Genomic DNA, 13,736 nt, shown 5'->3' on the forward strand with positions numbered 1-13,736 from the left:
TTAATCTGATGATTAAACGCCTCAGGCGTTTTAAAAAGCTGCTTCGGAAGCAGCTTTTTTCTGACTGATTTCGCGGATTTCCTCTAACTGCCGCTATGCTCGCTAAAAGCATTTCCAACAGGACAGGTGCTTTTCACAGTCCGTCCCGGCTCCCGGTAAGCTGGTTCATCCGGCCGGTAGGGAAGAACTCGTTATACTGATGGGATCCTGGACCGGGGGAGCGGATGGGATTGGATATGTGTATCTGGTGCCCCCCATCCGCTCCCGAGGCTAAAGCTCGTGAGCTTATTCACGTTTTAAGGGAAATGCCAGACTATGAATTGTAACAGGTGGAGGTATCTTTGTGAAAAAAGCAACTTTACAAGGGACTGAGATGAGGTGTATAATAGGCTGGAGTTTGTATGTAAAGAAATGGAAATATAGAATAAAACCGGTATAATGTAAGAAAAGGAGACGATCATGAGTTTATATATGGAAGAGGAAGGCGGGCCGAGTCTGCCTTTCGATACGGAAGAAACAGCAAATCTTGTGATTGAGGCCGCGCTGGAGTATGAAGGGTGTCCGTATGAGGCCGAGATCAATCTGCTGCTGACTTCGGATGAGGATATCAGGGATATGAACCAGATGTTCCGTCAGATTGACAAAGCAACGGACGTGCTGTCTTTTCCCATGCTTGAATATCAGGTTCCGGGGGATTTTTCTGCGATGGAAGAGCAATCCCAGGACTGTTTTAATCCGGAATCAGGGGAACTTATGCTGGGGGATATCGTCATATCAAAAAATAAGGTTCTTGCACAGGCTGAAGCTTATGGACATTCTCCGCGCAGAGAGTACGCTTTTCTGATTGCCCATAGTATGCTGCATTTATTTGGATATGACCATATGGAGGAAGAGGAACGCCTTCTCATGGAGCAGAAGCAGAATGATATTCTTGAAAATATTCAGATATTACGTTAGCAAAGTAAACGGAGGGAACTTATGGCTGAACCACATAAGCAAAGAAGAAAAAAAGATGATTTTCTAATGCAGGGTGCTATCCTCGCTATAGCCGGAGTTATTACGAAAATCATCGGTGTTGTATACAGAATTCCCCTGACGAATATTCTGGGAGACGAAGGAAATGGATTTTACAGTTATGCGTTTGAGGTCTATGCGCTGGCCCTGCTACTTTCTTCCTTAAGTCTTCCGACCGTAGTTTCAAAGCTTGTTTCCGCGAGGATGGCTATGAGGCAGAGGCGGAATGCGTTCCGCGTATTTATATGCTCCCTTGTATTTTCGGTTGCTATAGGGGCTATATTCGCCATCGTAATTTTCTTTGGCGCGGACCTGATCTCCACACATATCATGGAATCCCCGCTCAGCGCATATGCGCTGAAAGTTCTGGCACCCGGGATTTTTATTGTATCCATTCTGGGTGTACTTCGCGGATATTTTCAGGGACTTGGGACGATGGTGCCGACCGCCGTGTCGCAGGTCATTGAACAGATCGTCAATGCAGTAGTCAGTCTGGTAGGCGCAAGTATTCTGTTTGGAATCGGGATGAAAGCGGCAGTGAAGCAGAATAATGATCTGATGGGACCGGCTTACGGCGCTGCCGGAGGAACAATTGGTACGATTGCGGGAGCACTCTTTGCTCTATTTTTCCTGCTGTTTGCCCTTTTTGTTTATCGTGGAGTCATACGCCGGCAGGTGCGTACAGACAAGACACGTCGGCAGGAAAGTTACGGACGGATCCTTAAGATTCTGCTTATGACACTTGTTCCCGTTATCTTCAGTACCGCGATTTACAATATTAATCAGCTGCTGGATATGACTATATTCAATAAAATTATGGCTGCACAGGGATTTACCGAAGAAAAATATATGGCACTCCTGGGTATTTATTCGGGAAAATATAATACACTGATCAGCGTCCCGCTTGCCATGGCCAATGGACTGGCAGCCTCTGTTATACCGAGCATGACTGGAGCGGTAGCCAGAAATGACCGCCCGCAGATTCATCACAAGATCAACCAGTCTATCCGTTATACTATGCTCATAGCAATTCCATGCTTTGTAGGCTTTGTTGTACTGGCATCGCCGATCATGGTTCTTCTTTTTGGAGATTCCAGCCGGACACCTGCGCTGCTTCTTGCTGTCGGTGCCATTACACTCGTGTTTTACTGTCTGTCAACAGTAACCAACTCCATTCTGCAGGGTCTGGATAAGATATCCGTACCGGCGAAGAACGCTGGGATCTCACTGGTAATACATATAGTTTCCCTGCTGATTATGCTGATTGTATTCAAATGGAACATCTATGCACTTGTAGGCAGCAACATTGTATTCGCTTTGTGCATGTGCATCCTGAACCTCAGGGCAATCCACAAAGCGAACGGACACAGACAGGAAGTAGAAAAGACTTATGTGAAGCCGCTTCTTGCCGCGGTGATCATGGGAGTTGTAACCTATGCTGTGCATCTGGTTCTGGATCTGCTGATCGGCGGACGCATTCCGACGATACTTTCTATTTTAGTTGCAGTTGTTGTATATGCCGTCAGCATATTAAAGCTGGGTGCACTTTCGCCGGAAGATATCCGGGATCTGCCACAGGGACGAAAAATCCTTCGGGTATGCATGAGACTGCACCTGCTTCCAAACAGCGAGCGATAGATGAAAAAGCCAAAAGTCTGAAAAAATTTGAAAAGTGAAGGGAAAATTTTCGGAAAGCTGTATAGAACAATAAAAAAAGCCAATACTGTATGAAAAAAGGAGTCGGTCCTTATGAAAATGAAATACTGTATTGGCTTTTTTGCAGGAGTTTTTCTGCTTGTTTCCATGCTGGGGATTGGCTATCAGCTCAGCTACAAGTATATGCTGGACAAGCAGCAAGCCAAGGCTGAAATTCCGGAGCAGAAAACAGAAAGCATCACGACCAAGGGAAGTGCCACGAAAAACGAAGGGTATTATATATGCGAGCTTCACGGATATATTGTTGTATATCTCAATGATAAAACTACAATTTATGAAGTGACAAGCATCCCCCTTTCAAACTTGCCAGAAGATCTGCAGGATGAAGTTAAAGAAGGCAAATTAATTGAGACAGAGCAGGCGCTATACGGATTTTTAGAAAATTATTCAAGCTGACAAGTAGACGAAAGCTGTCAAATAGTGTAATATATACTTTGATCTGCGGCTAAGCCGCAGACCCGCCCGCAGGGCATGAATTACGGGGTGCCCTTTGGGTATAAACTGGTCTGCAAAAGGAGAAACAAATGGACGAACAAAAGATTAAGCGAATTAATGAATTATACAGAAAATCAAAGGCTGAGGGGCTCACGGAGTCTGAAAAAAAGGAGCAGAAAATACTGCGCCAGGAATATGTGGACTCTTTCAGACAGAATCTTCGAAGCCAGCTTGACAGAATTGATATTGAAGAAAAAGACGGAACTGTCGTGAATCTGGGTGAGAAATTTGGAAACAAAAAGGGAAATTAGGACAAGGATAAAAAAGGAACGGGCCGGGCTCCCTACTGAAGTGAGACAGGCCTGGAGTGATAAAATCTTTTCTGCCGTTGTTGAACACCCCTTATACATGCAGGCAGAGGAGATTTACTGTTATGTTTCTTTTGGGGAAGAAGTCGCCACAAACGCACTGGTGGAATACTCCCGGAAAATGGGGAAAAAGGTTGCGGTCCCGAAAATTCTTGTGGATAACTCACCAAAAAAACCGGAATCAGAGGGGCGGACGGGAACATTTCATGAAATGGAATTTTACTATATTGACAGCATGGATGAACTGGCAGAGGGATACTATGGCATTCTTGAGCCGCCTAAAGTGAGAAAAGCCTCCGGTAAGCATGTCCTGGTGATTATGCCGGGCGTGGCTTTTGACAGACATGGCGGCCGGATTGGTTACGGGAAAGGCTTTTATGACACCTATCTGAAAAAGCATCCCGGATACCGGCGTGTGGCACTTGCCTATGAAATGCAGTGCCTGGACATGGTTCCTTCCGAGGAGCATGACATCCGTCCGGAAATAATCATAACAGAAAAGGAGATCTATACATGCTGACAGGACTTCCGGGCGACCCGGTTATTTTGCTGAGCGTCATCAACACAAAACTCAGGGATTACTACAAATCACTGGATGAGCTATGTGATGATATGGCCATATCCGCAGAAGAGCTGGCCGGGAAGCTGAAAATAATAGATTATGAATATGATGCCGGGAGAAATCAGTTCGTCTGATTGACAATTATGCAGCACAAGTAAAGGAATTTTACATATGAAAACGATTGATTATTCAAAAATAGATTTATCGAAAGAACCGCCAGCCGGGGAGCCGGAAAGGCAGTATTACTATATAGCCAGGGCACGAGAATACGTCAGGGAGCAGGCCGAAAAAGCCGGACATCCGCTGACTTTTTGCGTTGTCACATTTGGGTGCCAGATGAATGCGAGGGACTCTGAGAAGCTCGTCGGTATCCTGGAGCAGATTGGTTACCAGGAGGAGACGGACGAAGAAAAAGCAGATTTTGTGATTTACAATACCTGTACTGTCCGCGAAAATGCAAACCAGAGAGTCTATGGACGACTCGGCCAGCTGAACCGCGTTAAGAAAAAGAACCCCCATATGCTGATCGGCCTCTGCGGCTGTATGATGCAGGAGCCGGAAGTAGTGGAAAAGCTGAAGAAGAGCTATCGGTTCGTGGATCTGATTTTTGGCACACACAATATTTACAAATTTGCGGAGCTGATAACAACACGTCTGGAATCCGGGCGTATGGTCATTGATATATGGAAAGATACAGATAAGATTGTAGAGGATCTGCCTGCGGAAAGAAAATATGCCTTCAAATCCGGAGTTAATATCATGTTTGGATGCAACAATTTCTGCAGCTACTGTATTGTCCCCTATGTGAGAGGACGGGAACGAAGCCGTAATCCCCTGGATATCATCCGGGAGATTGAGGAACTGGTGGCCGATGGCGTTATAGAGGTTATGCTTCTTGGACAGAATGTAAACTCTTACGGGAAGACTCTGGAGCAGCCCATGAGTTTTGCGCAGCTTCTCCAGGAGATTGAAAAAATAGAAGGCCTGAGACGGATCCGTTTTATGACCTCCCATCCGAAGGATCTTTCCGATGAGCTGATTGAAGTTATGGGGAGATCTGAAAAAATATGCAGGCATCTCCATCTGCCGATCCAGTCCGGAAGCAGCCGGATTCTGGAGAAGATGAACCGCCGCTATACAAAAGAACATTATCTGGAGCTTGTCGGGAAAATACGCGCATCGGTGCCTGATATTTCCCTGACTACGGATATTATCGTGGGCTTTCCGGGTGAAACAGAAGAGGATTTCCAGGAGACACTGGATATTGTCAGAAAAGTGCGCTATGACAGTGCCTTTACCTTTATCTATTCCAAACGGACTGGAACACCGGCTGCGGTTATGGAAGATCAGGTGCCGGAGGATGTTGTGAAGGACCGCTTCGACCGCCTTTTAAAAGAAGTACAGAGTATATCAGGAGAAGTTTGCAGTGTATACACGGATACGACTCAGGATGTACTGGTTGAAACGATCAACGATCATGATCCGGCACTGGTAACAGGAAGAATGAGTAATAATCTTCTCGTTCATTTTCCTGGGGATGAGAGTCTGGTCGGGAAGATTGTAAGTGTACACCTCAAGGAATGCCGTGGATTTTATTATATCGGTGAGATGCTTTAGGCAAAAATCAGTGCCTGCAGGATCTGTGCCTGAGGCGGCTTCACTATGTGTCCCGCTATTAATACAGCAGTGCGCATTTTGCCTGAAAGATAAGAAATATATACCAACTATAATTCAATAAAAAACGTCCAGACTATATATGAATGGATATATAGGAGGACGTTTTTTCTGTGAAAAAAGTGAGCGAATACCTGGTGCTCTGGACACTGGGCGGAACAATTTATTATACATTTGAAATGCTATTCAGAGGCTTCTCCCACTGGTCCATGTTCATGCTGGGCGGACTGTGCCTTGTCTTCTTCGGCCAGCAGGGGCTCTGGGTAAAATGGCAGGATCCGCTTTGGATACAGCTGGTCCGCTGTGTGCTGTTTGTGACGGCAGGAGAATTTATAACCGGAATTATTGTCAATAAATGGCTGCACTGGAATGTGTGGGATTATTCGGATCAGCCGTTTCAGCTGTTCGGACAGATCTGTGCGCCTTTTACAATCCTGTTTTCCGGTCTGAGTGTCTTTGGTATTTTCCTTGCGGCATATTTACTGTACTGGTTATACGGAGAGGTGAAGCCGCATTTCCACGTGCTGTAATAATTTCACAATTATTGTTCAGACCGTGCCGTGCACCCCCGCAGGGGTGTGTACAGTAACATTTCACAAACCTGTGCCGGTTCTTTGAGAAAAATTCTCTTTCACAACTTTTTAAAAAATGGTATACTATAATGGAAATTTTGTAAGCGAAAGGAAGTAGAAACGTGCCAGAATTAACACCAATGATGCAGCAGTATATGGAGACAAAGAAACAATATCCGGACTGTATATTATTTTATAGATTAGGCGATTTTTATGAAATGTTTTTTGAGGATGCGATTACGGTATCCAGAGAACTGGAAATCACGCTGACAGGCAAGAGCTGCGGGCTGGAGGAGCGGGCACCCATGTGCGGTGTCCCTTATCACGCCGTAGACAATTACCTGAACAAACTGGTGGAACGCGGCTACAAGGTTGCGATCTGTGAACAGATGGAGGATCCGAAGCAGGCAAAAGGGCTGGTAAAGCGGGATGTCGTGCGCATTGTAACCCCGGGAACCAATCTGGCTCCACAGGCTCTGGATGAGACGAAGAACAATTATCTGATGTGCATCGTATACATAGCGGACCGGTACGGTTTATCCATCGCAGATATAACGACCGGCGATTATTTTGTGACCGAAATCCCCGACAGTATGAAATTGATGGATGAGCTTTATAAGTTTATGCCTTCTGAGATCATATGCAATGAATCTTTTTATATGAGCGGAATGGATCTGGATGACCTTAGAAACCGTCTGGGGATTGCCATATATTCTCTGGATGCCTGGTATTTTGACGATGCAATCTGCCGCCAGAAGCTGCTGGAGCATTTTCATGTATCGTCCTTTGCGGGACTCGGCCTGGAAGACTATGACTGCGGCATTATCAGTGCCGGTGCTCTGCTTCAGTATCTGTTGGAAACCCAAAAAAACAACCTGTCCCACCTGACGCATATTACCCCGTATACAACCGGTAAGTATATGATGCTGGACAGTTCTACCAGAAGGAACCTGGAACTCTGTGAGACACTCCGTGAGAAGCAGAAGAGAGGGTCGCTGCTCTGGGTGCTGGACAAGACAAAGACGGCGATGGGAGCAAGAACGCTACGGAAGTATGTGGAGCAGCCTCTGATTGAAAAAGAGGAAATTCTGAGACGGCTGGATGCGGTGGAAGAACTGAAAGGCAACGCAATTTCACGTGAGGAGATCCGTGAATATCTGACTCCGGTCTATGATCTGGAACGCCTGATCACAAGGATCACTTACGGTTCTGCCAATCCAAGGGATTTAACGGCGCTGTGCAGCTCACTGGAGATGCTGCCGCATGTAAAATACATACTCGAAGAGATGCAGTCCCCGCTCCTTTGCGGAGTCCGGGACGATCTGGATACATTGGAAGATTTATGCACTTTAATCAAGGATGCGGTCATAGATGATCCGCCGCTTGCCATGAAAGAGGGAGGCATCATCCGGGACGGCTACAGTGAGGAAGTCGATACCCTGAGGCATGCCAAGTCAGACGGAAAACAGTGGCTTGCGAAGCTGGAAGAGGAGGAACGGGAAAAATCCGGTATTAAAAATCTCAAGATCAAATATAACAAAGTATTTGGCTACTATCTGGAAGTCACCAACTCCTACAAAGATCTTGTGCCGGATTATTATACAAGAAAACAGACGCTTGCCAATGCGGAGCGCTATATTACGCCGGAGCTCAAAGAGCTGGAAGATACCATTCTGGGCGCTGAGGACAAGCTCTATGCGCTGGAATATGAGCTGTACAGCACAGTTCGTGATACAATAGCAGGAGAAGTGGAGCGTATCCAGAAAACAGCCAAAGCCATTGCAGCGCTGGATGTATTTGCTTCCATAGCACTGGTAGCCGAGCGCAATAATTACGTGCGCCCTAAGATTAACGAAAAGGGAATCATCGATATTAAGGATGGCCGCCACCCGGTTGTTGAAAAGATGATCCCAAATGATATGTTTATTTCAAATGATACATATCTGGACGATAAAAAACAGAGGATTTCCATAATCACGGGACCGAATATGGCCGGAAAATCAACGTATATGCGGCAGGCCGCACTGATTGTCCTGATGGCGCAGCTGGGTTCTTATGTGCCTGCATCAAACGCCAATATCGGACTGGTGGACAGAATATTTACAAGGGTGGGTGCTTCCGACGACCTGGCTTCCGGGCAGAGTACCTTCATGGTAGAGATGACAGAGGTTGCCAATATTCTGCGCAATGCCACAAGCAAAAGTCTTCTCATCCTGGATGAGATCGGAAGAGGAACCAGCACATTTGATGGTCTTTCCATCGCCTGGGCGGTAGTAGAGTATATCTCCGACACACACCTGCTGGGAGCAAAAACACTGTTCGCAACCCATTACCATGAGCTGACTGAACTGGAAGGCAAGATTGAAAACGTAAACAATTATTGTATAGCAGTAAAAGAAAAGGGGGACGACATCGTCTTCCTGCGCAAGATCGTCAAGGGCGGAGCAGATAAGAGCTATGGAATCCAGGTGGCCAAACTCGCCGGAGTGCCGGATATCGTCATCGACAGGGCAAAAGAAATTGTTGAAGAACTCAGTGACGAGGACATCACTACGAGAGTCAGCGAAATTGCCGTCAAAGAACACGAGACAAAAAAGAAACCCAAAGTCAAAAAGTATGATGAGGTTGACATCGCACAGATGTCTCTGTTTGACACGGTGAAAGACGGGGACGTACTGGAGGAATTAAAAAACATCGATGTCGGGAATCTGACACCGATTGATGCACTGAATGCAATATACAGACTGCAGAACAAACTGAAAAACCGCTGGTAAAGGCAAAGGGGTCTGACCCTCTTGCAAAGGGGTCAGACCCCTTTGCAGAAGGGTCAGACCCCTATGGCGGAGAAGGAGAGAAACTATGCCACATATTCAGGTATTGGATCAGATTACAATTGATAAGATCGCTGCCGGGGAAGTGATTGAACGCCCGGCCTCTATTGTAAAGGAACTGGTGGAGAATGCCATTGATGCCCGGGCCACTGCTGTTGTGGTGGAGATTCAGGAGGGCGGCATTTCTTTTATCCGTATTACGGACAACGGCAGCGGGATAGTTCGGGAGGATGTTCCGAATGCTTTTCTCAGGCATTCTACGAGTAAGATCCGGGCTGTCGAAGACCTGTCACATATCGAATCACTGGGATTCCGCGGTGAGGCACTGTCAAGTATTGCTGCGGTTACGCAGGTGGAACTAATCACTAAGACAAGAGAGGATACTTTTGGAACCCGCTATTTGATTGAAGGGGGAAAGGAACAGTCTCTGGAAGATACAGGGGCTCCGGACGGAACGACCTTCCTGATCCGTCAGCTGTTCTATAATGTTCCGGCCAGAAGAAAATTCCTGAAAACACCGATGACCGAGGCAGGGCATATCCAGGACCTGCTGATGCGCCTGGCGCTTTCCCATCCGGAAGTGTCTTTCCAGTTCATCAACAACGGGCAGGAAAAACTGAGAACATCCGGAAACGGGCGCCTGAAGGATGTCATCTACAGCATCTATGGACGTGAAGTGGCCGCCAATCTGATTGATATGGATTACGAGAAGGGCGGGATCCGCATTACCGGTTATCTTGGAAAACCGACCATCAGCCGCGGCAACCGTAACTTTGAAAACTTTTTCATAAATGGGCGGTATGTGAAGAGTTCTATGATTTCAAAAGCCATCGAGGATGCATACCGTGACTTTGTCATGCAGCATAAATTTCCCTTTGTTGTATTACATTTCCATATTAATGGAGAAGATATAGATGTAAATGTCCATCCTACCAAGATGGAATTGCGTTTCCAGAAACAGCAGGAGGTCTATAACACGGTATATGAAGGTGTTCACAGAACACTTCTGGAACCGGAGCTGATCCCGGTTGTGGATGTTCCCGAACCTCCCGGTGAAAAGGTAGCCCCCCCGGCAGGAAGCCCTTTTCTGCTAAAACCCAGGGCCAAAGCCGGTGCAGAACCGATGAAAGAAGCCTCCGTACCCGCTATAAAGAATGAGACAGCAGAGGAAGAACCCCAGGAGAAAAACGAGGACTATTTCCTTAAAAAGATGCGCGAAAGGGTTCTTTCTTACCACAACCGCGCTTCTTCGGCGGAGGTCGCGGATGCCGGGCAGATCTACCGGCCGGATGAACAGACCGTACGGATCCGGGAAGCGGCAGAAAGCCGCAGAGCAGACGAACAGCCCAAGACCGGTTTGGAGGAGCGCCCTGCAGAAATGATCCGGGAATCCAAAACGGTTTTCGATCCTGCAAAAACTGAAGAAGCAAGTGAAAATCTCCGGAACATGTCAGTACCAGGTTTGCAGAATTATAATTCTATAGAAAAAGAAAACGCTGCCCCCTCAGCGGGAGAAGAAAATATATCCCCAGGCCTCTCCATCCCTTCCCGGCTTTCAGAAGACAAGGAAATATACGGGGATTCAAAAAATCCGGAAAATGACGCATCACTTTCAGAACTGGCAGGAAAGACTGAACAGCTGAATCTCTTTGATGAGAAGCTGCTGAAGCGTGAGGTAAAGGCGGAATACAAGCTCATCGGCCAGGTATTCGATACTTACTGGCTTGTCCAGTTTCAGGACAGCCTCTATATCATTGACCAGCATGCCGCCCATGAGAGGGTTCTGTATGAACGCACGCTCAAAGGCATGAAAAACAGGGAATTCACCTCCCAGTATCTGAGCCCGCCCATCATCCTGAGCCTGTCCATGCAGGAGACAGAGCTTCTGAATGAGCACATGGACCGTTTCCAGAGAATCGGATTTGAAATCGAGCCATTTGGCGGGGATGAATATGCTGTCCGCGCGATACCGGATAATCTGTTCGGCATTGCAAAGAAAGAATTGCTCCTGGAGATGCTGGACGGACTGACAGATGGAATCACTACTTCCATGACGCCGGAGCTGATCGATGAAAAGGTGGCATCCATGTCCTGCAAGGCCGCAGTAAAAGGCAACAACCGCCTGTCCGCCATGGAGGTCGACACGCTGATCGGGGAGCTTCTGGAGCTGGATAACCCCTATCACTGCCCGCATGGCCGGCCCACCATCATAGCCATGACAAAACGGGAACTGGAAAAGAAATTCAAGAGGATCATATAAATGAAACAGCCATTAATTATTCTGACCGGCCCCACTGCCGCAGGAAAAACAAAAGCGTCCATCGGACTTGCAAAAGCAGTGGGCGGGGAAATTATATCCGCCGACTCCATGCAGGTATACCGGCATATGGACATCGGATCCGCAAAAATCAAGCCTGATGAGATGGACGGTGTCCCGCATCATCTTGTGGATGTACTGGATCCGGAAGATGATTTTCATGTGGTGTGCTTCCAGCAGATGGCAAAAGAAGCCATGAAGGGAATCTATGAAAGAGGACATATCCCCATCATTGTAGGCGGCACTGGATTCTATATCCAGTCCGTGTTGTACGATATTGACTTCACAGAAAACGAACGGGATACCCGGTACAGAGAATATCTGGAACAGCTGGCCGATGAACAGGGCGCCGCCTGTCTGCACAAAATGCTCAGAGAGGCGGATCCCAAATCAGCAGATGAGATCCATGAAAACAACGTAAAACGTGTAATACGTGCCCTGGAATTCTATCAGCAGACCGGAAAACGGATTTCCGATCACAATGCAGAAGAGCGGAAAAAAGAATCCCCGTACAATTGTGTCTATTTTGTCCTATGCGATGACCGGGCGAAGCTGTATGAGCGGATTGACCGCCGGGTAGACCTGATGATGGAAGAAGGGCTTGTAGAAGAGGTAAAGGCGTTAAAATCCCATGGCCTCGGCCGGAACCAAGTCTCCATGCAGGGGCTTGGTTATAAAGAAATCATGGCATATCTGGATCACGAAATAACACTGGAAGAGGCGGTTTATAGGATCAAAAGAGATACCCGTCATTTTGCCAAGAGACAGATTACCTGGTTCAAAAGAGAACGGGATGTGATCTGGCTGAATAAACAGGACTTTGATTATGATGAAGAACGCCTTCTCGCGCAGATGCTGGAGGAGCTGGGTAAGCGGAATATATATAACAAAGAAGATAAATGAGGATAGCAGTATGAGTTTAGAAATGAATCAGATCTATAAAGAATTAGGAATCAAAAAAGAAGTTTATGAATTCGGACAGCGGGCAGAAGAGGAGCTTGCTTCCCGTTTCCGTGAATTTGAGAAAACCGCGGAATACAATCAGCTGAAGGTTCTCCATGCGATGCAGGAAAACCGTGTCAATGAGGGCTGCTTCCAGTATGCCAGCGGATACGGATATAACGACCAGGGCAGGGATACCCTGGAAGCAGTATATGCCAGTGCTTTCCACACAGAAGCAGCGTTGGTGCGACCCCAGATCACCTGTGGGACCCATGCCCTGGCCCTGGCCCTGGCAGCCAACCTGCGTCCCGGTGATGAACTGCTTTCTCCCGTTGGAAAACCATATGATACGCTGGAAGAAGTGATTGGAATCCGTGAGTCCAAAGGATCTCTGGCAGAATATGGAATCACTTACCGTCAGGTCGAGCTTCTGGAAGATGGATACTTTGACTATCCTGCAATCAAAGAAGCGCTGAACGAAAAAACAAAGCTGGTTACCATACAGCGCTCCAAAGGCTATCAGACACGTCCCAGCTATTCCGTCGGCAAGATCGGAGAGCTGATCGCCTTCATAAAAAGTATCAGACCGGATGTGATCTGCATGGTGGACAACTGCTACGGAGAATTTGTAGAGACAGTGGAGCCCAGCGATGTGGGAGCAGACATGATTGTCGGTTCCCTGATCAAAAATCCTGGCGGCGGACTGGCCCCCATTGGCGGATACATCGCCGGAAAAGAGGAACTGATCGAAAACTGTGCCTATCGCCTGACATCTCCGGGGCTGGGCAAGGAAGTCGGCGCTTCCCTGGGCGTGATGCAGAGCTTTTACCAGGGCTTTTTCCTGGCGCCTACCGTAGTCTGCAGCGCCGTCAAAGGAGCCGTATTTGCGGCCAGCCTCTATGAAAAACTGGGCTTTGGCGTCGTACCGGACAGCCGGGAAAGCAGGCATGATATCATTCAGGCGGTAGAACTGGGCACTCCGGAGGGCGTAGTTGCGTTCTGCAAAGGCATCCAGGCTGCTGCGCCAGTTGACAGCTATGTTACCCCGGAGCCGTGGGCTATGCCCGGATATGACAGTGATGTCATCATGGCGGCAGGCGCTTTCGTTCAGGGTTCGTCCATCGAACTGAGCGCGGACGGCCCCATTAAGCCCCCCTATGCAGTCTATTTTCAGGGAGGGCTTACCTGGCCCCATGCCAAGCTAGGCATTCTGAAATCACTTCAGAGCATGGTCGACGCGGGTGTCATATCAATCGAATCATTGCTGTAACAGATGGCAGTAAAAATAAATACGTATAAAAAGAA

At 47.5% G+C, this 13,736-nt stretch carries 12 protein-coding genes; all 12 read left to right on the forward strand.

Features of this window, described 5'->3' with window-relative positions:
* Positions 1-471: 471 nt before the first annotated feature.
* The 12 genes from ybeY (at position 472) to HMPREF0240_RS14655 (ending at position 13,701) form a co-directional block, all read left to right on the forward strand.
* Complete coding sequence (gene ybeY / locus HMPREF0240_RS14600) at positions 472-957, forward strand: rRNA maturation RNase YbeY (RefSeq protein ID WP_347462626.1); 486 nt, start codon at positions 472-474, stop codon at positions 955-957.
* Between the two features lie 21 nt (positions 958-978).
* A complete protein-coding gene (locus HMPREF0240_RS14605) occupies positions 979-2,652 on the forward strand; it encodes a polysaccharide biosynthesis protein (protein WP_009004193.1) in 1,674 nt (557 codons plus the stop codon).
* Positions 2,653-2,763: 111 nt separating this feature from the next.
* Positions 2,764-3,126, forward strand: coding sequence for a hypothetical protein (locus HMPREF0240_RS14610; RefSeq protein WP_009004194.1), 363 nt, complete (start codon positions 2,764-2,766; stop codon positions 3,124-3,126).
* Positions 3,127-3,254: 128 nt separating this feature from the next.
* Positions 3,255-3,476 (forward strand): DUF896 domain-containing protein, encoded by a 222-nt coding sequence (locus HMPREF0240_RS14615; RefSeq protein ID WP_009004195.1) that lies wholly within the window; start codon positions 3,255-3,257, stop codon positions 3,474-3,476.
* Complete coding sequence (locus HMPREF0240_RS14620; RefSeq protein ID WP_035313577.1) at positions 3,454-4,053, forward strand: 5-formyltetrahydrofolate cyclo-ligase; 600 nt, start codon at positions 3,454-3,456, stop codon at positions 4,051-4,053. The genes HMPREF0240_RS14615 and HMPREF0240_RS14620 overlap by 23 nt, the downstream gene beginning before the upstream one ends.
* Complete coding sequence (locus HMPREF0240_RS14625; RefSeq protein ID WP_009004197.1) at positions 4,047-4,229, forward strand: DUF4250 domain-containing protein; 183 nt, start codon at positions 4,047-4,049, stop codon at positions 4,227-4,229. The genes HMPREF0240_RS14620 and HMPREF0240_RS14625 overlap by 7 nt, the downstream gene beginning before the upstream one ends.
* A gap of 37 nt (positions 4,230-4,266) precedes the next feature.
* Positions 4,267-5,712: a tRNA (N6-isopentenyl adenosine(37)-C2)-methylthiotransferase MiaB gene (gene miaB / locus HMPREF0240_RS14630; RefSeq protein WP_009004198.1), complete on the forward strand. Its 1,446-nt coding sequence runs from the start codon at positions 4,267-4,269 to the stop codon at positions 5,710-5,712.
* 170 nt (positions 5,713-5,882) lie between these two features.
* The gene (locus HMPREF0240_RS14635) at positions 5,883-6,299 is read left to right on the forward strand and encodes a hypothetical protein (RefSeq protein ID WP_009004199.1); all 417 of its coding nucleotides are present in this window, start codon (positions 5,883-5,885) and stop codon (positions 6,297-6,299) included.
* Between the two features lie 182 nt (positions 6,300-6,481).
* Positions 6,482-9,115, forward strand: a complete 2,634-nt coding sequence (mutS, locus tag HMPREF0240_RS14640; protein ID WP_035313578.1) for a DNA mismatch repair protein MutS — start codon at positions 6,482-6,484, stop codon at positions 9,113-9,115.
* An 85-nt stretch (positions 9,116-9,200) separates the two neighbouring features.
* On the forward strand, positions 9,201-11,432 hold the full coding sequence (gene mutL, locus HMPREF0240_RS14645; RefSeq protein ID WP_009004201.1) for a DNA mismatch repair endonuclease MutL: 2,232 nt from the start codon (positions 9,201-9,203) through the stop codon (positions 11,430-11,432).
* Positions 11,433-12,392, forward strand: coding sequence for a tRNA (adenosine(37)-N6)-dimethylallyltransferase MiaA (gene miaA, locus HMPREF0240_RS14650; RefSeq protein ID WP_009004202.1), 960 nt, complete (start codon positions 11,433-11,435; stop codon positions 12,390-12,392).
* Between the two features lie 10 nt (positions 12,393-12,402).
* Positions 12,403-13,701 (forward strand): methionine gamma-lyase family protein, encoded by a 1,299-nt coding sequence (locus tag HMPREF0240_RS14655; RefSeq protein WP_009004203.1) that lies wholly within the window; start codon positions 12,403-12,405, stop codon positions 13,699-13,701.
* Positions 13,702-13,736 lie beyond the last annotated feature (35 nt).

Origin of the sequence: Clostridium sp. D5, from assembly GCF_000190355.1 — a bacterium.
Lineage (GTDB): Bacteria > Bacillota > Clostridia > Lachnospirales > Lachnospiraceae > Faecalicatena > Faecalicatena fissicatena_A.